At 61.6% G+C, this 24,839-nt stretch carries 18 protein-coding genes and 1 pseudogene; 10 read left to right on the top strand and 9 right to left on the bottom strand.

Annotated elements, in window-relative coordinates; translation table 11 throughout:
• Positions 1–193 precede the first annotated feature (193 nt).
• Entirely contained in the window at positions 194–3,040 is a 2,847-nt protein-coding gene (rapA, locus tag TRP66_RS07065; protein WP_333400658.1) for an RNA polymerase-associated protein RapA, read from the bottom strand.
• Positions 3,041–3,256: 216 nt separating this feature from the next.
• Here rapA and TRP66_RS07060 point away from each other — a divergent pair, with 216 nt between their 5' ends.
• On the top strand, positions 3,257–3,586 hold the full coding sequence (locus TRP66_RS07060) for an aspartate-semialdehyde dehydrogenase (RefSeq protein ID WP_333400657.1): 330 nt from the start codon (positions 3,257–3,259) through the stop codon (positions 3,584–3,586).
• A gap of 89 nt (positions 3,587–3,675) precedes the next feature.
• Positions 3,676–3,834 (top strand): hypothetical protein, encoded by a 159-nt coding sequence (locus TRP66_RS07055; protein ID WP_333400655.1) that lies wholly within the window; start codon positions 3,676–3,678, stop codon positions 3,832–3,834.
• Positions 3,835–4,225: 391 nt separating this feature from the next.
• Here the strand turns inward: TRP66_RS07055 and TRP66_RS07050 are convergent, their stop codons facing one another.
• A complete protein-coding gene (locus TRP66_RS07050; RefSeq protein ID WP_333400653.1) occupies positions 4,226–4,696 on the bottom strand; it encodes a MaoC family dehydratase in 471 nt (156 codons plus the stop codon).
• 351 nt (positions 4,697–5,047) lie between these two features.
• Between TRP66_RS07050 and fadD2 the strand changes: the two genes are divergently transcribed.
• From fadD2 to TRP66_RS07030, 4 genes are all read left to right on the top strand, one after another.
• A complete protein-coding gene (gene fadD2 / locus TRP66_RS07045; RefSeq protein ID WP_333400652.1) occupies positions 5,048–6,736 on the top strand; it encodes a long-chain-fatty-acid--CoA ligase FadD2 in 1,689 nt (562 codons plus the stop codon).
• Positions 6,737–6,996: 260 nt separating this feature from the next.
• Entirely contained in the window at positions 6,997–8,679 is a 1,683-nt protein-coding gene (gene fadD1 / locus TRP66_RS07040; protein WP_333400650.1) for a long-chain-fatty-acid--CoA ligase FadD1, read from the top strand.
• Positions 8,680–8,860: 181 nt separating this feature from the next.
• Positions 8,861–12,772, top strand: coding sequence for an ATP-dependent RNA helicase HrpA (gene hrpA, locus TRP66_RS07035; protein ID WP_333400649.1), 3,912 nt, complete (start codon positions 8,861–8,863; stop codon positions 12,770–12,772).
• Between the two features lie 228 nt (positions 12,773–13,000).
• On the top strand, positions 13,001–14,122 hold the full coding sequence (locus TRP66_RS07030; protein WP_333400648.1) for a beta-ketoacyl-ACP synthase III: 1,122 nt from the start codon (positions 13,001–13,003) through the stop codon (positions 14,120–14,122).
• 195 nt (positions 14,123–14,317) lie between these two features.
• Here the strand turns inward: TRP66_RS07030 and TRP66_RS07025 are convergent, their stop codons facing one another.
• Positions 14,318–15,574: a putative porin gene (locus TRP66_RS07025; RefSeq protein ID WP_333400647.1), complete on the bottom strand. Its 1,257-nt coding sequence runs from the start codon at positions 15,572–15,574 to the stop codon at positions 14,318–14,320.
• A gap of 274 nt (positions 15,575–15,848) precedes the next feature.
• On the opposite strand from TRP66_RS07025, the gene TRP66_RS07020 reads away from it, so the two are divergent.
• On the top strand, positions 15,849–16,973 hold the full coding sequence (locus tag TRP66_RS07020) for a GNAT family N-acetyltransferase (protein ID WP_333400646.1): 1,125 nt from the start codon (positions 15,849–15,851) through the stop codon (positions 16,971–16,973).
• Positions 16,974–17,085: 112 nt separating this feature from the next.
• On the opposite strand, the gene TRP66_RS07015 is transcribed toward TRP66_RS07020, so the two are convergent.
• The 4 genes from TRP66_RS07015 to TRP66_RS07000 form a co-directional block, all read right to left on the bottom strand.
• Complete coding sequence (locus TRP66_RS07015; protein ID WP_333400645.1) at positions 17,086–18,918, bottom strand: ABC transporter ATP-binding protein; 1,833 nt, start codon at positions 18,916–18,918, stop codon at positions 17,086–17,088.
• A gap of 99 nt (positions 18,919–19,017) precedes the next feature.
• Positions 19,018–19,581 (bottom strand): peptidylprolyl isomerase, encoded by a 564-nt coding sequence (locus tag TRP66_RS07010; protein ID WP_333400644.1) that lies wholly within the window; start codon positions 19,579–19,581, stop codon positions 19,018–19,020.
• A 104-nt stretch (positions 19,582–19,685) separates the two neighbouring features.
• Positions 19,686–20,474, bottom strand: a complete 789-nt coding sequence (locus TRP66_RS07005) for an alpha/beta fold hydrolase (RefSeq protein ID WP_333400643.1) — start codon at positions 20,472–20,474, stop codon at positions 19,686–19,688.
• A gap of 13 nt (positions 20,475–20,487) precedes the next feature.
• A complete protein-coding gene (locus TRP66_RS07000; RefSeq protein WP_333400642.1) occupies positions 20,488–21,411 on the bottom strand; it encodes a LysR family transcriptional regulator in 924 nt (307 codons plus the stop codon).
• Positions 21,412–21,473: 62 nt separating this feature from the next.
• On the opposite strand from TRP66_RS07000, the gene TRP66_RS06995 reads away from it, so the two are divergent.
• The 3 genes from TRP66_RS06995 to TRP66_RS06985 all read left to right on the top strand — a co-directional run bounded on the left by TRP66_RS06995 (position 21,474) and on the right by TRP66_RS06985 (position 23,575).
• Positions 21,474–21,788 (top strand): 3-phosphoglycerate kinase, encoded by a 315-nt coding sequence (locus tag TRP66_RS06995; RefSeq protein ID WP_333400641.1) that lies wholly within the window; start codon positions 21,474–21,476, stop codon positions 21,786–21,788.
• A 143-nt stretch (positions 21,789–21,931) separates the two neighbouring features.
• A complete protein-coding gene (locus tag TRP66_RS06990; RefSeq protein WP_333400639.1) occupies positions 21,932–22,531 on the top strand; it encodes an FMN-dependent NADH-azoreductase in 600 nt (199 codons plus the stop codon).
• Positions 22,532–22,714: 183 nt separating this feature from the next.
• Complete coding sequence (locus TRP66_RS06985) at positions 22,715–23,575, top strand: carboxylate/amino acid/amine transporter (protein WP_333400638.1); 861 nt, start codon at positions 22,715–22,717, stop codon at positions 23,573–23,575.
• Positions 23,576–23,640: 65 nt separating this feature from the next.
• Here the strand turns inward: TRP66_RS06985 and TRP66_RS06980 are convergent, their stop codons facing one another.
• Both TRP66_RS06980 and TRP66_RS06975 read right to left on the bottom strand, forming a co-directional pair.
• Complete coding sequence (locus tag TRP66_RS06980; RefSeq protein WP_333400637.1) at positions 23,641–24,066, bottom strand: hypothetical protein; 426 nt, start codon at positions 24,064–24,066, stop codon at positions 23,641–23,643.
• Between the two features lie 58 nt (positions 24,067–24,124).
• Positions 24,125–24,547 (bottom strand): annotated as a pseudogene (locus TRP66_RS06975) (Abi family protein); the annotation flags it as partial.
• Positions 24,548–24,839: the final 292 nt, after the last annotated feature.

The raw sequence follows: 24,839 nt of genomic DNA, 5'->3' as shown, positions 1-24,839 counted from the left end.
TATGTTCACCGCCAGGGACGCCGGGACGAGATCGCCGGCGCTTGAACCGAGTATAGAAGCAAAATGCCTTCATGCGCTCGGGGCAGGCGACGAGTAGCAGGGGGAGGCTGCCGCTGTGCGGCAGATCGCTAGCAAGCTAGCTCCTACAGGTCACCTCGTGTAGGAGCCAGCTTGCTGGCGATGGGTTTGCAGGTCAGCCCGCGACGAGCACCCGAATCGCTTCCAGGCGCAGCGCGGCCTTGTCGAGCATTGCCAGGCCCTGCTCGCGCAGGTTGCGCAGCGCTTCGAGCTCGCTGTCGCGCACGGTCGGGTTGACCGCCTGCAAAGCAGTCAGGCGCGCCAGTTCTTCCTCGGTGTCGGCGGACAGCCGACGCTGGGCTTCGGCCACGCGCTCGACGTGTTTAGGCTCGACCTTCTGTTCGCCGGCGTTGATCTTCGGCGTCAGCACATCGCGCTGGGCCTGGATGAACTTGTTGGCGCTGGCCCGCGGTACGCTTTCCAGCTGGTCGTTGAGGGTATTGAACGAGACGCGGCTCGACAGATCGTTGCCGTTGGCATCCAGCAGGCAACGCAGGGCGGCCGGCGGCAGATAGCGACCCAGCTGCAGGGAGCGCGGCGCCACCACTTCGCTGACGTAGATCAGCTCCAGCAGCACCGTGCCAGGCTTGAGTGCCTTGTTCTTGATCAGCGCCACCGAGGTGTTGCCCATCGAGCCGGACAGCACCAGGTCCATGCCGCCCTGAACCATCGGGTGTTCCCAGGTGATGAACTGCATGTCCTCGCGAGACAGCGCCTGGTTGCGGTCGTAGGTGATGGTCACGCCTTCGTCGTCGCCCAGGGGGAAACTGGCATCGAGCATTTTCTCGCTTGGCTTGAGGATCAGCGCGTTTTCCGAATGGTCCTCGCTGTCGATGCCGAACGCGTCGAACAGGGTTTCCATGTAGATCGGCAGCGAGAACTGGTCGTCCTGTTCAAGAATGGCCTCCACCAGCGCTTCGCCTTCACCGGCGCCACCGGAATTGAGCTCAAGCAGGCGGTCGCGACCGGTGTGCAGTTCCTGTTCCAGGCGCTCGCGCTCGGAGCGGGCCTCGTCGATCAACTGCTGCCACTCATCGTCATCGCCGCCTTCCAGCAGCGGCAACAGGCGCGGGCCGTACTGGTGCTGCAGCGCGTTGCCGGTCGGGCAGGTGTTGAGGAAAGCGTTGAGCGCCTCGTGGTACCACTGGAACAACCGGGCCTGCGGGCTGGTTTCCAGGAATGGTACGTGCAGCTCGATGGTGTGCTTCTGACCGATACGGTCCAGACGGCCGATACGCTGTTCCAGCAGGTCCGGATGCGATGGCAGGTCGAACAGCACCAGATGGTGAGCGAACTGGAAGTTGCGGCCCTCGCTGCCGATTTCCGAGCAGATCAGCACCTGGGCGCCGAACTCTTCGTCGGCGAAGTAGGCTGCGGCACGGTCGCGCTCCAGAATGTTCATGCCTTCATGAAAGACCGTGGCCGGAATCCCGGAGCGCACCCGCAGCGCGTCTTCCAGGTCCATCGCGGTTTCAGCATGGGCGCAGATGACCAGCACCTTGACGCGCTTGAGCATCTTGAGGGTGTCGATCAGCCAGTCGATACGCGGATCGAAACGCCACCAGCGCTCCTGCTCATCAGGCTCGCCCTGGGCCTGGAAGCTGACTTCCGGGTACAGGTCGGCATGCTCGCCCACCGGCAGCTCCATGTATTCATCGGGGCAGGGCAGTGGGTATTGATGCAGTTGACGCTCGGGGAAACCCTGAACCGCGGCACGCGTGTTGCGGAACAGCACGCGACCGGTGCCGTGGCGATCCAGCAGCTCGCGGACCAGGCGCGCCTTGGCTTCTTCATCGCCCGCGTTGACCGCCGACACCAGGGTTTCACCCTCGGCGCCGAGCAGGCCCTGAATGGTCTTGTTCGCGGCGTCTGAAAGCACGCCCTTGTCCAACAGCTCCTGAACGGCTTCGGCGACAGGGCGGTAGTTTTCGCTTTCCGCGCGGAATGCTTTCAGGTCATGGAAACGGTTGGGGTCCAGCAGGCGCAGACGCGCGAAGTGACTGTCCTGGCCCAGCTGTTCCGGCGTTGCGGTCAGCAGCAGCACGCCGGGAATCACCTCGGCCAGTTGCTCGACCAGCGCGTACTCGGGGCTGACCCGGTCTTCGTGCCAGACCAGATGGTGAGCCTCGTCGACGACCATCAGGTCCCAGCCGGCGGCGAACAGCGCGTCCTGGGCTTTTTCATCGTCGACCAGCCATTCGAGCGCGACCAGCGCGAGCTGGGTGTCCTCGAAGGGGTTGCTGGCATCGCTTTCCATGAAGCGTTCGGCATCGAACAGCGCGACCTGCAGGTTGAAGCGGCGGCGCATTTCCACCAGCCATTGGTGCTGCAGGTTTTCCGGAACCAGGATCAGGATGCGGCTGGCGCGCCCGGACAACAGCTGACGGTGGATCACCAGACCGGCTTCGATGGTCTTGCCCAGGCCTACTTCATCGGCCAGCAGGACCCGGGGGGCGATGCGGTCAGCGACTTCGCGAGCGATGTGCAGCTGGTGCGCGATGGGTTGCGCGCGCACGCCGCCCAGGCCCCACAGCGAGGATTGCAGCTGGCGGCTGGTGTGTTCCAGGGTGTTGTAGCGCAGCGAGAACCAGGCCAGCGGGTCGATCTGGCCGGCGAACAGCCGGTCAGTGGCGAGACGGAACTGGATGAAGTTCGACAGCTGGGTTTCCGGCAGGGTGACCAGTTCGTTCTGGGCGTTGAAACCGTGGTAGACCAGCAGTCCGTCGACGTCCTCGACTTCGCGAACCGTCATCTTCCAGTTTTCGAAGTGGGTGATCATGTCGCCTGGCGAGAAGCGCACGCGGGTCAGTGGAGCATTGCGCAAGGCGTATTGACGCGTTTCGCCGGTGGCAGGATAGAGGACGGTCAACAAGCGGCCGTCTTGCGCCAGAACGGTGCCCAAACCCAACTCGGCTTCGCTGTCACTGATCCAGCGTTGCCCCGGTTGATACTGCTGCGCCATGCTGCCTGTCTCCCCGCTTTGAAAAAGCCGACTATGTTAACGGAACGCGCTCCGAAGACCAAAGGCGGAATCGAAAAACACCGTCGCAAGCCCTGCATTCGGGGCATACTGCTGCTTTGGGCACCAAATGCCTCAAACATAGTCGAAGAGTTTCGCACAAAAGGCTTCAAGTCGACGAAACGGCTGCCGAAAGCCCGATAACAGGAGACCTCAATCATGCTGCAGCCAATGCTTCCCTTGAGCGTGGTGCCGGTCACGTCGCAGATGGACCCCGCCAAGCGCGTGCCGGACATTCCGCCGGTCGCACCGGTCCAGCCCGGTTCCAGCGACAGCAACATCGATCTTCGTCACGAAGACGCAGAACGCGGCGCGCTGATGCTGCGAGAAGAACAGCAGCGTCAGCAGCAACAGCATGCACATCAGGAAAACGCTGAAGACACCGTCGAACTGCAAGGCCAGTACCTGAACGCCGACAACACGGTTCCGGTGGCTGCGCTGATCGACGACGAGCCGCGCCAGGGCATGTGGGTTGATATCGAGGTCTGAAGCCAGACCCGCGCATTCACTCGCGCTGGTCATTCCCTGCGGCTTTGCGCATTATTGGCGCAGATTCCCCAGCGTCGAGAGCGGCAGTCATGAGTGAAGATGGAAAATTGATCGACTTCGGCGCCGAGCGCGCCCGGCGCATTCACGACCTCAACGACAAACGCCTCAACGAAGTGCGCAACGCTTTCGAGCAGGCGATGCCGCTGGCCCGCAAGAAAAAGCCCAAGGGCAAACCGAAAAAGCGCTGATTTCTCCTCCTCGCATTCATTGATCTGGATCGCGGACGTCCGGACGGCTTCGTCATGTTCGGAATGAGCTGACCCAGATCAATTCTCCCCGCCGCCAATCCCGTTAGTCTTGCTTCATCGAACGAGCGGTGTTCGGACTATTCATCTGGAAGGACTCGCACAAACGCAAGTAAGGCTCAAGCCTTCCACAACAAGAGCACGCAAGGCATTTAGGGCAACTTAGGTTGCCCGTTTTTTTGCCTGAAAATCCCAGTATCGACGCGAACCTGTAGGAGCCAGCTTGCTGGCGATGAACGATAACGCGGTGTGTCTGACGCCCCGCGTGGTCCGGTTTTGCTGCCGCTGTGCGGCAGATCGCGAGCAAGCTCGCTCCTACAGACGGCGGTGGGGCTTAACCGAAGCTAATTTCCGGCAGCTCGGTCAGTTCCACGGTCTGCTGCTTGCGAGGGGCGAGGATCTCGGCTTCGCCGTCAACCACCAGCTCGTCGTTCTGGTTGAACACGCGGGTGGCGATACGCACGCGAAACTTCGGCAGCTTTTCCAGGATTTCCAGGCGTACGGTCAGGGTGTCGCCCAGTTTCACCGGCTTCTGGAAGCTCATCTGCTGGCCGATATAAATGGTGCCCGGCCCAGGCAGCTCGCAGGCCACCGCGGCGCTGATCAGTGCGCCGCTGAACATGCCGTGGGCGATGCGCTCCTTGAACATGGTACGCGACGCGTAGGCTTCGTCGAGGTGAACGGGGTTGTGATCTCCGGACATGGCGGCAAACAACTGGATATCGCGCTCGTGAACCGTCTTGCTGTAGCTGGCTGTCTGGCCGACTTCAAGGGCTTCGTAAGGCGTATTGGTAATCTGGGTCATGTCGCTGTCCTGAAAGAGGTGGAGGAAAGGCCGATCGCCGTCGGGACGTACTGTCCGGGTCGGGCTGGCCTGAAGTTGTAACGCCCGGTGTCGGGCAAGAACCATCAGACGCTTGCTGCGGCTTGCCGCATCACATTTGCCGTTCTCGCCCGCAACCACGGGCCCGCGCCGCAACGGTGAAACCAAGGGTCGATGCAGTGTATAGCCGATGGCCGATGACGAGTCGCCCAGCCGCGAGATTCACGTCGATGATGCGCGCTCGCGGGGAGTTTGCCTTGTCCGTTTTAACTGCTAACGTCGGCAGATTCCAATACGAAACGGTCAGGCACATCAGGGAAGAGGACAACGACAATGCAATCCGATTTCTGGAACGACAAACGTCCGGCGGGCGTTTCCGGGGATGTGGACCTCCAGGCCTACGCTTCCGTGGTCGAGGTGTTCGAACGTTGCTGCAAGAAGTTCGCCGACCGGCCGGCCTACAGCAACATGGGCGTCACCCTGAGCTACGCCGAGCTGGAGCGTCATTCAGCGGCGTTCGCCGCCTACCTGCAACAGCACACCGAGCTGGTGCCGGGCGACCGCATCGCGGTGCAGATGCCCAATCTCCTGCAATACCCCATCGTGGTGTTCGGCGCGATGCGTGCCGGCCTGATCGTGGTCAACACCAACCCCCTGTACACCGCTCGCGAAATGCGCCACCAGTTCAAGGACTCGGGCGCCCGCGCGCTGGTCTACCTGAACATGTTCGGCAAACATGTACAGGAAGTGTTGCCCGACACGGACCTGCAATACCTGATCGAAGTGCGCATGGGTGACATGCAGCCGGCCCTCAAGGGCTGGCTCATCAACACTGTGGTCGCCAAGGTCAAGAAGATGGTTCCCGATTACCATCTGCCCCAGGCGGTCGGATTCAAGAGCGTGCTAAAACTCGGCGCGTCGCACACGCCCCGGGCGATTCCGCGTACGCTGGACGATATTGCCGTTTTGCAATACACCGGCGGCACCACGGGTCTCGCGAAGGGCGCGATGCTGACCCACGGCAATCTGGTCGCCAACATGCAGCAGGTGTACGGATGCATGTTGCAACAGCGGCCCGACGGCGGCACCTGGTTCGAGGAGGGCAAGGAAGTGATGGTCGCGCCGCTGCCGCTCTATCATATCTATGCCTTCACGGCGAACTGCATGTGCATGATGATCAGCGGCAACCATAACGTGCTGATCACCAACCCGCGAGACATCGGCGGCTTCATCAAGGAACTGGGCAAGTGGCGGTTCACCGCGATGATCGGCCTCAACACGCTGTTCGTGGCACTGATGAACCATCCGCAGTTCAGGACACTGGACTTCTCAAGCCTCAAGTCGACCAATTCGGGCGGCACCGCGCTGGTCAAGGCGACTGCCGAGCGCTGGGAACAGCTCACCGGCTGCCGGATCGTAGAGGGTTACGGCCTGACCGAAACCTCCCCGGTGGCAAGTGCCAACCCTTATGGGGAGCAGGCCCGGATCGGGTCGGTAGGGCTTCCCGTGCCGGGCACCGGTATGAAGGTCATCGATGATAATGGCGTCGAGCTTGCCGCTGGTGAGCGAGGCGAGTTGTGCGTGAAAGGCCCGCAGGTCATGAAGGGCTACTGGAACCGTCCGGAAGCGACCGCCGAGGTGCTGGATGCCGAAGGCTGGTTCAAGACCGGCGACATCGCGGTGATCGATCCCGACGGGTTCGTGCGCATCGTCGACCGCAAGAAGGACATGATCATCGTGTCGGGCTTCAACGTGTACCCCAACGAAATCGAAGACGTGGTCATGGGGCATCCGAAAGTCGCCAGCTGCGCGTGCATTGGCGTGCCGGACGAGCGCTCCGGCGAGGCGGTCAAGCTGTTCGTGGTTCCGCGGGAAGCCGGCGTGACGGTGGAAGAACTCAAGGCGTTCTGCAAAGAGAACTTTACCGGCTACAAGGTCCCCAAGCACATCGTATTGCGCGAGTCGCTGCCGATGACTCCAGTCGGCAAGATACTTCGTCGCGAGCTGCGGGATCACGCCTGAGGCGTCTGGCGTCGCCGTATCGGGCGGATTCGTGACAAATAAGGCCGTCGTACTGTTCGTGACCAGGAGTTGATCCTGAGTCACGAAAGTGACCGTGCGGACCTGGCTTGCCCCTAGTCGGTCTCTGGCAAAGCTGCTAATCTCGGCCCGCTTTTCGACCTGTCATCAACGACAGAAGCGTCTATTGCATTCCAAAAACACAAGAAATTCATCGCCTACAGCGGTGTGAAGAATTCGCTGTCGCTACGGAGCCGGCTTGCATGATCGAAAACTTCTGGAAGGATAAATACCCGTCCGGTATCGCGGCCGATATCGATCCTGACGAGTACCCCAACGTCCAGGCGGTATTGAAGCAGTCCTGCCAGCGTTTCGCGAACAAACCCGCTTTCAGCAATCTGGGCAAGACCCTGACCTATGGCGAGCTGTACGAGCTGTCCGGCGCGTTCGCCGCCTGGCTCCAGCAGCATACCGACCTGCAGCCTGGCGACCGCATCGCGGTCCAGCTGCCCAACGTGTTGCAGTACCCGGTCGCGGTGTTCGGCGCCATTCGCGCCGGGCTGATCGTGGTCAACACCAACCCGCTGTACACGGCGCGGGAAATGGAGCACCAGTTCAAGGACTCCGGGGCCAAGGCGCTGGTCTGTCTGGCGAACATGGCTCACCTGGCCGAGAAGGTCGTACCCAAGACCCAGGTCAGGCATGTGATCGTCACCGAAGTGGCTGACCTGCTGCCCCCGATCAAACGCCTGCTGGTCAACAGCGTCATCAAATACGTGAAGAAGATGGTCCCGGCCTACCATCTGCCTAAAGCAATCCGCTTCAACGACATTCTTGCCAAGGGCCGCGGCCTGCCGGTTGCCGAGGTTTCCCCGGCGAGCGACGACGTCGCCGTGCTGCAGTACACCGGCGGCACCACCGGCGTTGCCAAAGGTGCCATGCTCACGCATCGCAACCTGATCGCCAACATGCTGCAGTGCAGGGAGTTGATGGGTTCCAATCTCGGCGAGGGCTGCGAGATCCTGATCACGCCATTGCCGCTGTACCACATCTACGCCTTCACCTTTCACTGCATGGCGATGATGCTGATCGGCAACCACAACGTCCTGATCAGCAACCCCCGCGACCTGCCGGCCATGGTCAAGGAACTCTCCAGGTGGAAGTTCAGCGGCTTCGTCGGCCTCAATACCCTGTTCGTGGCGCTGTGCAACAACGAGACCTTTCGCAAGCTGGACTTCTCGGCGCTCAAGTTGACCTTGTCCGGAGGCATGGCGTTGCAGCAATCCGCCGCCGAACGCTGGAAGCAAGTGACCGGCTGCCAGATCTGCGAAGGCTACGGCATGACCGAAACCAGTCCGGTCGCGACGGTCAATCCGGCCCAGCACGCGCAGATGGGCACCATCGGCATTCCGGTGCCGTCGACGCTGTGCAAAGTCATCAACGACGCGGGCGAAGAGCTGCCGTTCGGCGAAGTGGGCGAGCTGTGCGTGAAAGGCCCGCAAGTCATGAAAGGCTACTGGCAGCGCCAGGATGCGACCAACGAAATCCTCGATGGCGACGGCTGGCTCAAGACCGGCGATATCGCGATCATCCAGCCTGATGGCTATATCCGGATCGTCGACCGCAAGAAGGACATGATCCTGATCTCGGGCTTCAACGTGTATCCCAATGAGCTGGAGGACGTACTGGCTACGCTGCCTGGCGTGCTGCAATGCGCGGCCATCGGCGTGCCGGATGAAAAATCCGGGGAAGCGATCAAGATCTTCGTGGTGCCCAAGCCGGGCGTTACATTGAACAAGGATCAGGTCATGCAGCACATGCGCGCCAACCTGACCGGTTACAAAGTGCCGCGCAGTGTCGAATTCCGCGACTCGCTGCCTACCACCAACGTCGGCAAGATCCTGCGCCGTGAACTGCGCGATCAGGAACTGAAGAAACAGGCCTGACACACAACAGCCCCCGTCCCGTAGGAGCGGCTTCAGCCGCGAGAAATCTACCAGACGCAGGCAGTGTGTCGGCTGTCCCGGCCTTTCGCGGCTGAAGCCGCTCCTACAGGTGTCGCGTGGCCGCGCTTGCCGCAATCTGCGACAATCGGCGCTTGCCATTTAAAAAGACTTTACGCGCCTGATGACCGACGAATCGCCTTCCATCGACCAGCTTCTGAAAAACCTCGACCACGCCATGATCGGCGACCGGCACCGCCTGCGTCGCCAGTTGCATGAACTGCGCAAGAAACCCGACGAGGCGAAGCTGGCGCAATGGGTGGCGCGGGTCCAGGCGTCCTGCGCGCAGGTCCAGGCCCGGCGTGAGAGCCTGCCGGTGGTGCGCTACGACGACAATCTGCCCATCGCCGCCAAGCGGGACGAAATCAAGCAAGCGCTGCTCAAGCATCAGGTGCTGGTCATCGCGGGCGAGACCGGTTCCGGCAAGACCACGCAGCTGCCCAAGATCTGTCTGGAAATCGGCCGCGGCCAGCATGGTCTGATCGGCCATACCCAGCCACGCAGGATCGCTGCGCGCAGCGTGGCCAGTCGCGTCGCCGAAGAACTGGGCACGCCATTGGGTGGCCTGGTCGGCTACCAGGTGCGCTTCGAAGACCAGAGTGACAGCAACACACTGATCAAACTGATGACCGACGGCATCCTGCTCGCCGAAACCCAGCACGACCGCTTTCTCGAACGCTACGACACCATCATCGTCGACGAAGCCCACGAACGCAGCCTCAACATCGATTTCCTGCTGGGTTTTCTCAAGACCCTGTTGCCGCGCCGACCGGACCTCAAGGTGATCATCACCTCGGCGACTATCGATCTCGAGCGCTTCTCGAAGCACTTCAACGACGCGCCGATCATCGAAGTATCGGGCCGCACCTTCCCGGTGGACACCTGGTACCGGCCGCTCACCAGTGAGCAGGACGAGGAGGGCAACAGCGTCGAAGAAGACCTGACGGTAGATCAGGCGATTCTCGCCACGCTGGATGAACTGGGCGCGCTCGAACGCAGCGAGCGCAAGACGCCGGGCGACGTGCTGGTGTTCCTGCCCGGCGAGCGGGAAATTCGCGACGCGGCCGAGGTGCTGCGCAAGGCCCAGCTTAAACACACCGAAATCCTGCCGCTGTATGCGCGGCTCACGCCCGCCGAACAACAGCGGATATTCCAGTCCCATCCAGGGCGACGCGTGGTGCTGGCGACCAACGTGGCGGAAACGTCGCTCACTGTGCCGGGCATTCGTTATGTGATCGATACCGGCACCGCGCGCATCAGTCGCTACAGTTATCGAGCCAAGGTCCAGCGCCTGCCGATCGAGGCAATTTCCCAGGCCAGCGCCAATCAGCGCAAGGGTCGCTGCGGGCGGGTCGAGCCGGGTTTGTGCGTGCGTCTGTATAGCGAAGAAGATTTTCTGAGCCGGCCGGAGTTCACCGATCCGGAAATCCTGCGCACCAACCTGGCGGCGGTCATCCTGCAGATGCTGCACTTGCGTCTGGGCGAAATCACCGCGTTCCCGTTCATCGAGCCGCCGGACGGCAAGGCCATCAGCGACGGCTTCAACCTGTTGCAGGAGCTGTCGGCGGTCAATCGGGAAAACCAGCTCACCCCGTTGGGCCGCCAGCTGGCGCGCCTGCCGGTGGACCCGCGCATGGGGCGCATGCTGCTGGAAGCCGCGAAACAGGGCAGCCTTCAGGAAGTGCTGATCGTCGCCAGCGCCATGTCGGTGCAGGACGTGCGCGAGCGTCCACCGGAGCGCCAGCAGGCTGCCGATCAGGCCCATGCGCAGTGGAAAGACGCGGATTCAGACTTCGCCGGATTGGTGAACCTGTGGCGAGGATTCGAAGAACAACGCCAGGCGCTGACCTCCAGTCCGCTGCGTAACTGGTGTCGCCGCAACTTCCTCAACTACTTGCGGTTGCGCGAATGGCGCGACGCCCATCGCCAGCTGAGTCTGATCTGTCGCGATCTGCAACTGACCGTCAACAAGGAACCGGCCGATTATCCAAAGTTCCACAAGGCGATCCTGTCCGGCCTGCTCAGCCAGATCGGCCAGAAGACCGAAGAAGGCGACTACCTCGGCGCGCGTCAGCGGCGCTTCTGGATACACCCGTCTTCCGGACTGGGCAAGAAACGTCCGCAATGGCTGATGGCCGCCGAGCTGGTGGAAACCACCAAGTTGTACGCGCGCATGGTGGCGCGGATCGACGCCGACTGGATCGAGCCGCTGGCCGGGCATTTGATCAAAAAGAATCACTTCGAGCCGCACTGGGAGAAAAAGCGCGGACAGGTCGTGGCTTTCGAGCAGATCACCCTGTTCGGACTGATCGTGGTCGGCCGTCGTCCGGTGCACTTCGGGCCGGTCGATCCGGTGGCGTCTCGCGAACTTTTCATTCGGGAAGGTCTGGTGCGCGGGGATATTCAGTCCAGGGCCAGATGCCTGAGCGCCAATACCCGACTGCTGGAGCAACTAGACGAACTGGAAGCCAAGGCGCGTCGACGCGACATTCTGGCCGATGAAGACACGCTCTACAGCTTCTACGAAGCCGGCGTGCCGTCCAACATCCACCAGACCGCGACGTTCGACAGCTGGTACAAGACCGAAAGCCAGAAGAACCCGCAACTGCTGATCATGCGCGAAGAGGACGTGCTGGCCCGCGAGGCCAAGGAGGTCACGGCCGCGCAGTATCCGGATACGCTGCGCCTGGGTGAACTCAGTCTGGCGCTGACCTACCACTTCGAGCCGGGTCACCCTCGGGACGGCGTGACCTTGCGAGTGCCCGCGCCGCTTCTGCCGTCGTTGCCCGCCGAACGGCTCGAATGGCTGGTGCCGGGATTGCTGGAAGCCAAGTGCATCGGACTGGTTCGCAACCTGCCCAAGGCGGTGCGCAAGAACTTCGTGCCGGTGCCCGATTTTGTCCGTGCGGCTTTGCAGCGCATGACCTTCGGCGACGGCTCCCTGTCACAGGCGCTGGGCCGTGAGCTGCTGCGCATGACCGGCGCGCGGGTGAGCGATGAGGCCTGGGCCGATGCCGCTCGCCAGCTGGAAGGCCATTTGCGCATGAACCTGGAAGTGGTCGACGCCGATGGCAAGTTCCTTGGCGAAGGCCGCGACCTGGATGAGCTGACCGCGCGGTTCGCGCAAGCCAGTCAGGCCGCGCTCGCCGTGCCGCAAAGCGCGAAAGCCCAGCAGCCGGTGGAGGCCAAGGTGTTCGCCCCGGTGGCGCAGAAGACCCAGCAAAAGATCGCCGGGCTGTCCATGACCGTATACCCCGCGCTGGTGGAAGAGGGCGGGGTGGTCAAGGAAGGGCGTTTCTCCACCGAGGCCGAAGCCGCTTACCAGCACCGTCGAGCCTTGCAGCGCCTGCTGCTGCAACAGCTGGCCGAACCGGCCAAGTATCTGCGCGGCAAACTGCCGGGACAGACCGAGTTGGCCTTGCTGTATCGCGAGCTGGGGCGCATCGATGCGCTGATCGAAGACATTCTCCTGGCCAGCCTGGACAGTTGCGTGCTGGAAGGGGAGGACTCATTGCCGCGTGACGGCGCGGGTCTGCTGTCGCTCGCCGAGCGCAAGCGCGGCGGCTGGACCGAGCACGCCGAACGCCTGGCACGCCTGACACTGGAGATCCTCAAGCTCTGGCATGGCTTGCAGAAGCGCTTCAAGGGCAAGATCGATCTGGCGCAGGCGGTGGCCTTGAACGATATCAAGGCGCAGTTGAGCAAGCTGGTTTATCCGGGTTTTGTTCGTGAAACGCCGGCGCAGTGGCTCAAGGAAATGCCACGCTACCTCAAGGCCATTGAAATGCGCCTCGAGAAGTTACCCGGCCAGGTCCAGAGAGATCGCGTGTGGAGCATCGAACTGGGCGAGTTGTGGGCACAGTATCAGGCTCGAGCCGACAAGCACGCTCAGGAAGGCAAGCGCGATGCCGAGCTGGCGAATTATCGCTGGTGGCTGGAGGAGTATCGCGTATCGCTGTTCGCACAACAGCTGGGCACGCGCATGCCGGTGTCCGACAAGCGGCTGAGCAAGCAGTGGGGCCTGGTCGAAGGCTGATGACTAAGCTTTTCGGTAACTGACAGCCGGGCGCGAATGCACTGCATAGCATGAAAACCGGGGCCTGTGGCACACTCCGCGCTCGCATTCAGACGTCGCAGGCCTGGCCCCGCATAGCCAGGCTGTTTTTACGTGTAGATTGGTACCTTGGTCCCAGAGCGTTGTGATCGCCATGTACCGTTTCAGGGCAGGTCCGAACCTGCAACGATCAATAAGAGAGGAACGACCGTGCACAACGTCGTCATCAGCGGCACAGGCCTGTTTACCCCGGCCGAAAGCATCTCCAACGAAGAACTGGTGCAGTCCTTCAACACTTGGGTGACCCGATTCAACAGCGACAACGCCGACGCCATCGAACGTGGCGAGGTCGAGGCGCTGGCCGAATCCAGCGCCGCGTTCATCGAGAAAGCTTCCGGGATCAAGAGCCGCTTCGTGATGGACAAGGCGGGGATTCTCGATCCGCAGCGCATGAAGCCCAATCTGCCGGAAAGAACCAATGATCAGTGGTCGATCCTGTGCGAGATGGGGGTCGCGGCGGCGCGCCAGGCACTGGAGCGCGCAGGCCGTACTGCCGCCGACATCGACGGCGTGATCGTCGCCTGTTCCAACCTGCAGCGTGCCTATCCCGCCATCTCCATCGAAATCCAGGATGCTCTTGGCATCCAGGGTTATGGCTTCGATATGAACGTGGCGTGCTCGTCGGCGACCTTCGGCATCCAGATGGCCTGCAACAGCGTGCAGCTCGGCCAGGCCCGCGCCATGCTGGTCATCAGCCCGGAGATCTGCACGGCTCACCTCAACTTCCGCGACCGCGACAGCCATTTCATCTTCGGCGACGGCGCGACCGCGGTGGTCGTCGAGCGCGCCGATCTGGCGACGTCCGGGCACCAATTCGAGATACTGGGCACCAAGACGCTCACCCAGTTCTCCAACAACATCCGCAACAATTTCGGCTTCCTCAACCGTACTTCGGATGATGGTCAGGACGCGCCCGACAAGCTGTTCGTCCAGGAAGGCCGCAAGGTGTTCCGCGAAGTCTGCCCGATGGTCGCGGAGCTGATTGCCGCCCATCTGGCGGAGACCGGACTGAATGTGAGCGACGTGCAGCGCTTCTGGCTGCATCAGGCGAACCTGAGCATGAACCACCTGATCGTCAAGAAACTGCTGGGCCGCGAAGCCTCGGTCGAAGAAGCCCCGGTGATTCTAGATACCTACGCCAACACCAGTTCGGCGGGCTCGGTGATTGCCTTCCACAGCTACCAGGACGATTTGCCCAGCGGCGCGTTGGGCGTGCTGAGTTCGTTCGGAGCGGGTTATTCGATTGGCAGCGTGATTCTGCGCAAGCGCTAACGGCCAGGCAGATCGACAGCAAGCTGGCTCCTACGCGGTCGGTGTCGCCGATGAAATTTGTAGGAGCCAGCTCGCTGGCGATGAACGATGCGCGGTCGGTATTACGAAAAAACCCGGTGCAGGCCTGTCGAAACGGATGATGGGGATCCGACAGGCCGGCACCGGGCCGGGTGTGCAGCGGTGTAGCGGTGAGGCTTAGAACTTCACTTCGGCGTCCAGTTGCAGGACGTCGGCGTCTGCGTCCCGACGAGCATCGGTCACGTAGTCGGCGTTGGCCATGAAGTAGGTCGCGCCAATGGAGAAGTTCTTGTCGATGTCGTAACCGAGCTTGATCTTGTGACCGCGCGAACCGGTGGTGCCCAGCGCGAAGTCGGAGTCGGTGAACGCACCGACCACTGCATTACGCTGTACGTCGCGGTAGTTGTAATCCAGCTTCACGCCGTAGAAACCGGTCTTCAGACCTGCCAGCCAGGCGGTGTCCTGATCGTCGGTAGACTCGTCGTTGACCACGTACTGGCCGTACAGCGACAACGGCATTGGCAGGCCGCCGATGTCGATCTGACCGAAGCCTTCATACAGACGGAATTCGGTAGTGGTGTTGCCGTTCACGGACAGTGCGTCGCTTTCGGTGTCGTTGTCGTAACCGTAGACGCTACCGCCCAGGGTGAACTTCAGGTTGTCAGTGGCTGCGAACTTGGCACCCAGTTGACCGGAGTACAGGCGCAGGTCGTTCTTGAATTCCACGCCTTCGCCGTCGACGTTGTCTTCCAGGGTGTAGTGACCGACGCTGCCGAACAGTTCGGTCTTGCCGCCCAGCGGCAGCTTGTAGGTCAGGGCCAGACCTTCCGGGTTGATGTCGCCGTCCCAGATCACGTCGCCCATGTTCACCCACGGCTGGTTCATCTTGCCGCCGATGATGTGCAGGTTTTCGATGGCGTCCGGGTGGTAATCGATGTACGCCAGGTCCAGCCACAGCGACTTCTTGTTGAAGTAGTTGTTCATGTCCTGGTTGGTGGAGCGCGCATCGGCGCTGCTTCCGCTGGCGATACGGATGCCTGCATCAACCTGAGGGTTGATCTCGGAGTAGGCGCCCAGGCGCGCGCGAATACGCTGACGGTTCTTGTCCACGCCGCCGTTGTCTGGCTCGCCCTGAACGTCGATATTTTCCTGACGCAGGCGAACGTCACCCTTGATCTGAGTCTTGGCGGCCCAGGCGATCTTCTTCTCGAACTCGCTCATGGTCTGGGATTTGGCGCTCTGCGCTGCGGCGGCGGCCTGCTGATCTTTCGCCAGCTCGGTCTGCAGCTCAGCGTATTGAGCCTGGTTGATGGAACCGTTGGCCCGGAGCATCTCCAACAGTTTTGCGTCGACTGCGGCGCTGGCCGGAAGACTCATGGCCAGAGCCAGACCACCACACAGGGCGGCTGCAGTACGGGTATAGACAGGACGCATATCAATCTCCATTACATGGCGGGTGGGCTGTCGCCACCCGGCAAATTTGTCCCTCATCAGGACACCCCATCGAGGAGCCAAATGGCCCCCCGTTCAAAAACAGGCGCCAGTATTGCGGCCGCTGATGACAGCGAAGTGGCAAAGTAATGTCATGTCGATGACAATGCGTATCCGCTCAATACCCTCGGACTAGAGCGGTCGGCCATATAAAGCAGTGAAGTCTCATGCGCGATGGGTGATACTCGGCCAACCCTTTCCTACAGTGGAAAAACCGATGTCTGTCCAGATCGTCGATCAGTTGAGCGACATTGCGGCCGCTCGATGGGATGCCCTCGCACCGGACGCCCAGCCCTTTCTGCGCCACGCGTTTTTGTCCTCGCTCGAAGACAGCGGCAGCCTCGGACCTCGCTCCGGATGGCGGGCGGAACATGCCGTGCTGTTCGACGGCGAGCAGGCGGTCGCGGCGCTGCCGGCCTATCGCAAGTGGCATTCCTATGGCGAATACGTGTTCGACCATGCCTGGGCCGATGCCTGCCGCCGGGCCGGAATCGCCTACTACCCCAAACTGCTGGTCGCGGTGCCGTTCAGCCCGGTCAGCGGCGCGCGGGTGCTGGCGCAAGCGCCTGAACACGCGGTACAGCTGCTGGAAGGGCTGCCGGGTTATCTGCATGCCCAGGGTCTGTCGAGCGCCCACGTCAACTTCACCGATGCCGCCGCCGATGCGCTGCTGGCCGGGCAGCAGGGCTGGTTGCAACGCATCGGCTGCCAGTTCCACTGGCACAATCGCGGCTATCGGGATTTTCAGGATTTTCTCGACGCGCTGAGTTCGCGCAAACGCAAGCAGATGCGCAAGGAGCGTGAGCAGGTCGCCGGCCAAGGCTTCGAATTCGAATGGCTGGAAGGCGGGCAGATGACCGAAGTGGTGTGGGACTTCGTCTACGCCTGCTATTCCAACACCTACGAGATCCGTGGGCAGGCGCCTTACCTGACCCGCGAATTCTTCAGTCTGCTGGGCGAGCGGATGCCCGAATCGATTCGCGTGGTGCTGGCTCGTCAGGGAACGCGCCCGGTGGCGATGGCATTCAGTCTGGTGGGTGGCGGCAGTTTCTATGGGCGCTATTGGGGCTGCCTGGCCGAGTTCGACCGACTGCACTTTGAGACCTGTTTCTACCAGGGTATGGAGTACGCCATCGCCCATGGGCTGCAGCGATTCGACGCGGGCGCCCAGGGCGAACACAAACTGATCCGCGGCTTTGAACCGCAGATCACCCGGTCATGGCATTACCTGACCCATCCCGGGCTGAAGGATGCGGTCAGCGATTTCCTCGATCAGGAGCGGGTCGGGGTGCTGGCGTATGCCGAGGAAGCGCGGCTGGCGTTACCGTATCGGCAAATTTAGTGGCTGTAGGAGCCAGCTTGCTGGCGATGAACGATCACGAGGTCTGTCAGGCAAAACGCGTTATCGTTCATCGCCAGCAAGCTGGCTCCTACAGTATGAGTTGTGGCGGTGATCAGTCCACCCCGACAAACCCGCCGGTCTGATGCTGCCACAACCTGGCGTACAAACCGCCATGCGCCAGCAGTTCGGCATGGGTGCCCATTTCCGCGATGCGGCCTTTTTCCAGCACCACCAGTCGATCCATTTTGGCGATGGTGGACAGGCGGTGGGCGATGGCAATCACAGTCTTGCCCTGCATCAGGGTCTCCAGACTCTCCTGAATCGCCGCTTCGACTTCGGAGTCCAGCGCCGAGGTCGCTTCGTCCATGATCAGAATGGGCGCGTCCTTGAGCAGTACGCGGGTGATCGCGATGCGCTGGCGCTGGCCGCCGGAGAGCTTGACGCCACGCTCGCCCACATGGGCGTCGAAGCCGGTACGGCCCTCGGAGTCCGATAGCAAGGGGATGAACTCCTCGGCGCGTGCCTTGTGTACGGCGTCCCAGAGTTGTTCGTCGGTGGCGCCGGGATTGCCGTATAGCAGGTTGTCGCGGATCGAACGGTGCAACAGCGAAGTGTCCTGAGTGATCATGCCGATCTGGGCCCGCAGGCTTTCCTGGGTCACTTGGGAAATGTCCTGCCCGTCGATCACGATGCGTCCGGCCTGCACGTCGTACATGCGCAGCAGGAGATTGACCAGGGTGGACTTGCCCGCGCCCGATGGCCCGATCAGGCCGATTTTTTCTCCGGGCCGGATATCCAGATTCAAGTCGTGGATGATCCCTTTGCCACTGCCGTAACCGAAATCCACATGGTCAAAGCGCACGCCGCCCTTGTCGATCCTGAGCGCCGGCGCGCCGGGCTTGTCGGTGATGCTCACCGGCTGGGCGATGCTTTCCAGGCCGTCCTGCACGGTGCCGATGTTTTCGAAGATGCCGTTGACCACCCACATGATCCAGCCGGACATGTTGACGATGCGTACCGCCAGGCCGGTCGCCAGCGCAATGGCGCCCAGCGAGATCAGCGACTGGGTCCATAGCCAGAGCGCCAGCCCGGTGGTGGTGACGATCAGGACGCCGTTCATGGAGGTGATCACGGTGTCCATCGAGGTCACGACCCGACCGGCCAGCTGGGATTTGACGGTGCTGTCGTGCATGGCCTCGCGGGCGTAGCGCTCTTCGTAGTCGTTATGGGCGAACAGCTTGAGAGTGGTGATGTTGGTGTAGCCGTCGACGATACGGCCCATCAGCTTGGAGCGGGCGTCCGACGACACCACCGAGCGCTGCTTGACCCTGGGCACGAAGTACACCAGGGACAGGATGTAGGCGACGATCCAGACCGCCAGCGGAATCATCAGCCGCCAGTCTGCTTCGGCGAACAGCACCAGCGCGCTGACCGAATAGATCAGTACATGCCAAAGGGCGTCGACCGCCTGCACCGCAGAGTCGCGCAGGGAGTTGCCGGTCTGCATGATGCGCTGGGCGATGCGCCCGGCGAAGTCGTTCTGGAAAAAGTTGATGCTCTGCTTGAGCACGTAGTTGTGATTCTGCCAGCGAATCAGGTTGGTCATGCCGGGCGCGATGGTCTGATGCACCAGCAGGTCGTGCAGGCCGACGAAGATCGGTCGCAGGATCACGGTGACGATCACCATCCAGATCAGCTCGCCGGCATGCACGCTGAAAAAATCCTTGGCCGGCGTGGTCTGGGTCAGATCGATGATCCGGCTCAGGTAACTGAACAGCGCGACTTCGATCAGCGAGGCGATCAGGCCCACCACCAGCAGGGCGGTGAAACTTGGCCATACCTGGCGCAGGTAATAGAGATAGAAGGCGAAAACGGTGTTGGGCGGTGAGGCGGTGGGAGCGTCTCGGAAAGTATCAATCAGCTGTTCAAAACGACGATAAAGCATTGGCTGTGACGCCCACCGGCAGCGGGCTCTCCTTGATGGATGAAACTCTCCCGGACCGAGGGCATGAAGCCCGCGGCCTCATGCGCTCGCGCGGCCGGATCAGTCGATGCGCTTGGCCGACTTGATCAGGATCGGGTCGACAGGCACGTTCTGCATGCCTTTCTGGTTGCTGGTCTGGGCGTTGACGATCTGGTCGACCACGTCCATGCCCTTGACCACTTTGCCGAACACCGCGTAACCGAAGTCACGCACGCCGTTGTCGAGCATGGCGTTGTCGTTGGTGTTGATGAAGAACTGGCTGGTCGCCGAGTTCACCGCAGAGGTACGGGCCATGGCAATGGTGCCGCGCACGTTGTGCAGGCCGTTCTGTGCTTCGTTCTTGATCGGGTCTTTGGTCGGTTTCTGCACCAGGTACTGGGTGAAGCCGCCGCCCTGGACCATGAAGCCCGGGATGACGCGGTGGAAAATGGTGTTGTTGTAGAAGCCGCTGTCTACATAACTCAGGAAATTCTGGGTGCTGACCGGAGCCTTCTCGTCCGCCAGTTCGATCTCGATCTGGCCGAAGCTGGTGTCGAGCATTACATGGGTAGCCTTGTCCGGCGCGGCCATGAGATTGGCGGCGAACATCACGGAGCAGGCGGCGAGGGCAATTTTCTTCAACATGCATCAGGTCCTTCAGTGGTGGATCGACTGTGTCGGCAAGGTACCCACGTTCGGGTCTGTTTGCCAGCGCGATCGAAGGGTGCCAAAACAGACTGCACGCTGGTCTAGACCGTCGCTGACCCGATGAATTCAAGCGCGATTCGATTGAATTCCTCCGGCTGGTCCAGCGGCGTGGCGTGCCGGGAATCCTTGATCACCACAAGGCGGGCATCGCGCATCAGCTTCACGTAGGCCTGTTTGAGCGCGACCGGGGTGTAATCGTGTTCGGCGGCGACCACCAGGGTCGGGCAGGTGATGCGCCTGATCTTGTGCAGCACGCCCCAGCCGATGATCGCGTCCATGCTGGCCAGATAGGCGCGTTTGTCGTTGCGCGCCCAGCGCGCGCTCACCCTGCGGCGCAGTTCGGCCTGCTCCGGCTTGGGAAACAGCATCTTGCCCAGTGCGATGCCCATCGCCCGCATGCTGATGAAGCGCGCCAGGGTCCAGCGCCGGGTCAGCTGCCACAGATCGCTGAAACCGCGAACCTTGACCTGCGGAGCGCTGTTGACGATGCACAGACTTTTGAGCAGATCCGGCTGATCGACCGCCAGCTGGAAGCCGATCATGCCGCCCATCGACAAGCCGATCACATGCACTGGTCCCAGGCGCAGATGTTCGATGAGGGCTTCGACGTCGGCGCTGAATCCGGCAATGGTGTAGCGCTGGTCGGGCTTGTCCGAGCGGCCATGACCGCGCATATCCATGGCGATCACCCGGTAACGGGCAGCCAGCGCGGGAATCTGAAACTCCCAGTCCAGGCAACTGGAACCGAGCCCGTGCAACAGCAACACCGGCTCGCCTTGACCATATTCTTCATAGTGCAGTGAACAGTCGTCATGCTCGAAGAATGCCATTGGCCCACTCCTGTCAGGCTTGTTGAGGCGCCGCGAAAGCCGCTGTAAGGGGCGCTGTGTCGAAAGTGCGAATCAGCTCGACCAGAATCTGTGTCGCCGGGCCGAGCGGTTTGTCCTTGCTGGAGTAAAGATAGAACGCAGGATTGCGACTGCCACCTTTATCGAGCGGCAGCACCTTGAGCACGCCCTCGCGCAACTCGCGCTCGATCATGTGCCGGGGCAGCCAGGCGAAGCCCAGACCGTTGCTCACGAACGTGGTCGCGGTACCCAGGCTGCCGACCGTCCAGCGATGTTCCGCGCCCAGCCAGCCGACATCGCGCGGCTGCTGGCGTCCCGAATCGCGGATCACCACCTGCAACTGGGTTTCCAGATCCTGAAAATTCAGCTCACGGCTGGCCTGATGCAAGGCATGCTCGGGATGCGCGACGGCCACGAACTCCACAGTGCTCATTTCCGTACCCAGGTAGCCGGGGATGCTGAAGCCGCTGATCGCCAGGTCCGCGACGCCTTCGAGCAGCACCTCTTCCACGCCCGAAAGCACCTCCTCACGCAGACGCACCCGGCACCCACGGCTTTGCGGCATGAACGCCTGCAGTGCTCGCACCAGTCGGGCAGTGGGGTAGGCGGCGTCGACCACCAGACGCACCTCGGCCTCCCAGCCTTGTTCCATATGGTGGGCCAGATCTTCAAGCTGGCTGGCCTGCTTGACCAGTTGGCGGGAACGGCGCAGCAGCACGCCGCCGGCTTCGGTGAGCACGGCCTTGCGACCGTCGATGCGCAGCAGCGGCACGCCAAGCTGATCCTGCATGCGGGCCACGGTATAGCTCACGGACGATTGGGATCGGTGCAGGGCTTCGGCGGCCTGGGCAAAACCACCATGGTCGACCACAGCCTGCAAAGTGCGCCATTGATCGAGCGTCACGCGGGGCGCTTTCATTGTGTCTTTCCTCTTTTCCTGTTTACTGTATCGAACAGATATCCCTGTTCAGGAATTGCCGAATGAATCGTCTGTGCTGTGCAGTGCTGACCCTATTGCCGCTCTCCGCGATGGCCTATCCGATCGAAGTGGAAAAGCAGATCGACGGCGTGCAGGTGGACTACAACGCCCATGACGTATTCCACGACGTCGGCTCGATATCCATCAACAATTACGGCACGGTGGACGCCCGCTGCTCGGTGGTTTTCCGCAACGGTCCCGAGGCGCCGCGCACCCGGCGCGTACAGGTGGAAGCGGGCAAGAGCGTCGACGTCACCTCGCATTTCAATCGCAGCATTATCAAGCTGCGCATCAAGCTCAATTGCGAGCCGGTTTGAAATGCGCTGAGAGTAGAGCGCCAACTTCTATAAAACAAATTATTCGATGAATCGCAGCAGATATTTGCGCTTTTTAATCGATAGGTTGATCTTTAATCTTCGCTCCATCGACTTACCCCACTTATCCGATGGAGATCCCAAACATGTCCCGCGTACTGATCATCGAAAGCAGCGCCCGCCAACAGGATTCCGTGTCCCGCCAATTGACGCAGGAATTCATCAGCCAGTGGAAAGCGGCGCATCCTGCCGACGAAATCACCGTACGCGATCTGGCCACAAGGCCTGTTCCGCATCTGGATTCGACCCTGCTGGGCGGCTGGATGAAGCCCGCCGATCAGCGCAGCGAAACCGAGCAGGCCGCGCTGGAGCGCTCCAACCTGCTGACCGATGAACTGATCGCCGCCGACGTCGTTGTACTGGCCGCGCCCATGTACAACTTCGCCATTCCCAGCACGCTCAAGGCCTGGTTCGACCACGTGCTGCGTGCCGGCGTGACCTTCAAATACGGCGAGACCGGCCCGCAGGGTCTGCTGACCGGCAAGCGTGCTTTCGTGCTCACCGCTCGCGGTGGCATCTACACCGGCAGCCCCATGGACCATCAGGAACCTTACCTGCGTCAGGTGCTGGGCTTCGTCGGTATCCATGACGTGAGCTTCGTTCACGCAGAAGGCCTGAACATGGGCGGCGACTTCGGCACCAAGGGCCTGACCCAGGCCCGTGCGCAAATGGTCCAGCTGGCCTGATCAGGCTTCACCGCAATTTCTTTGGCACCTCCCGCTCCTGGGTGCATGACCCGATAGACCCCGCCGGCTCAAACCGGTGGCGGTCATCGGGTCTTTTTCATGCGCGGCAATCCGTCACCGATTTTGAATGGACAGGCCGACACGGGACCCGCTAAGGTCGCCGCCTTCAAAAAAGGGGCAAGCATGGGCTATCTACTTATCGTTACGCTGATCCAGGCGTTTTCCTTCAGCCTGATCGGCGTCTATCTGGCAGGCCACGTCGACAGTTACTTCGCGGTGCTGATCCGGGTGGTGCTGGCGGGGCTGGTGTTCATCCCGTTGACGCGCTGGCGTCAGGTCGAGGCGCCGTTCATGCGCGGCATGTTGCTGATCGGCGCTTTGCAGTTCGGCATCACTTACGTGTGCCTGTACCTGAGTTTCCGGGTGCTGACGGTGCCGGAAGTCTTGCTGTTCACGATCCTCACGCCGTTGCACGTCACCTTGATCGAGGACGCGCTCAATCGGCGTTTCAATCCCTGGGCGCTGGTGGCCGCGCTGGTCGCGGTGCTGGGCGCGGGCGTCATTCGCTACGACGGGCTGGACGGCGATTTCCTGGGCGGATTCCTGCTGCTGCAGCTTGCCAACTTCACCTACGCCGCCGGACAGGTGCTGTACAAGCATCTGGTGGCGCGGCACCCCAGCGACCTGCCGCATTATCGCCGCTTCGGCTACTTCTACCTGGGTGCGTTGATCATCGTCCTGCCGGCATTCCTGCTGTTCGGCAATGCGCAGCATCTTCCGCAGGACTCCTTGCAATGGAGTGTGTTGCTGTTCCTGGGACTGTGCTCGACAGCGCTGGGCATGTACTGGTGGAACAAGGGCGCGTGCATGGTTAACGGCGGAACCCTGGCGGTGATGAACAACCTGCATGTGCCATTGGGACTGCTGATCAACCTGTTGATCTGGAACCAGCATGAGGACTTCACGCGCCTGCTGGTTGGCGGTGGTGTGATCGTGGCGTCGGTCTGGATCAGCCGCCAGGGCCAGGCCCGGCTGGCGCGCTGAGTCAGCGTAGTGATCGCAATAAAAACGGCACCGATGCGGTGCCGTTTGTGTTCTGGCCTGACGGATCAGCTTCCGCCGCCGCCGCCGCCGCCGCCGCCTGCGCCGCCACCGCCGCTGCCCGCGCCGCCGCCGGTACCGCCGCCGCCATCAGACCCGCCGCCACCACCGGCGCCGCCCGCAGCGCTTCCGGCACCGCCGCCACCGCCACTGGCACCGCTGCCCGCGCCACCTGTGCCGCCGTCGGCACCGCCACCATTGCCATTCATGGAACCACCGGTACCGCTCGCGCCGCCCGGGCCTGCGCTGCCGGCATCGTTGGCGTTGTCGGTAGCGCTATTGCCACCGCTGTGGGTCCCGCCAGGGGTCACGGTGGAACTCGGACCCTGTCCCGGCGGCAACGCTCCGCCGGTACTGCTGCCGGCGAAACTCAGAGGAACGATGGCACCCAGGCACAACGCAAGAGCCAGTTGATGAGGACGAATCATTTTCATGGTGAAACTCCTTTTATGACTTCCATTGATTCGGCTTCCCCATGACGGAGCGGTGCCATCAGAGCGACGGATGGTCATGAAGGCTATGTGTCAGTGTTTTACAAGCGATGGTGCTTTCTCTATACCATCTTGGCCCCTGATCTGCCTGGGCAGGAAATTCGCTCTTCAGGCTTTTCGCCATGATGGGCACGTTCACCAGATTGTTTTTATTCCAAAGGCGGGCGTGATGGGCGCATACATTGCGAAGAAGGTTGATGCTTCTGAACCAGTTGGCCAAGACTTTTTCATCAAAGCCGAAAACCCTGGCTACAGACTTTCTGTGGGGAAGATGAAGGCTGGCGAACAGATGGGAGAGCGATCCGAAGGTCACAGCTTCGAGTAAGGCCCATATCGGAGCATGCGCCGGGTCGTCATAGGTTTTGTGGTAATGAACAACAGGCTGATGCTTCAGGGTGTTGGGATCGCAGACCGCACGCATGAATGAAGCATGCCCGCGCGTGCTGGTGAAATGGCGGGCGTCGAGATAAAACTGCGGCCCTGCCGAGGGGGTCTGGGCCGCGAGTTCTGGAGTGGACGCATGTAGATCAGCAGTCGGTAATAACCGATCAGGCTGAGTGCGTGCAGCGCGTTCTACTCATCCCGGATGGTGAGTGCTTTCGTTAACAGGTGACAAAGCAGTTCTGAGGTGGTCCTGGCAGGCTTTGTAAAGGGTATGCGCGTCGCCATCAGAGCATCCTGCTCTCTTTATTACAGGCAAAAAGAAACCCCCTGGT

Origin of the sequence: Pseudomonas sp. JDS28PS106, assembly GCF_036706555.1 — a bacterium.
Lineage (GTDB): Bacteria > Pseudomonadota > Gammaproteobacteria > Pseudomonadales > Pseudomonadaceae > Aquipseudomonas.
Note: the sequence above shows the minus strand (reverse complement) of the source record. Positions and strands in the feature narration are given on the sequence as shown.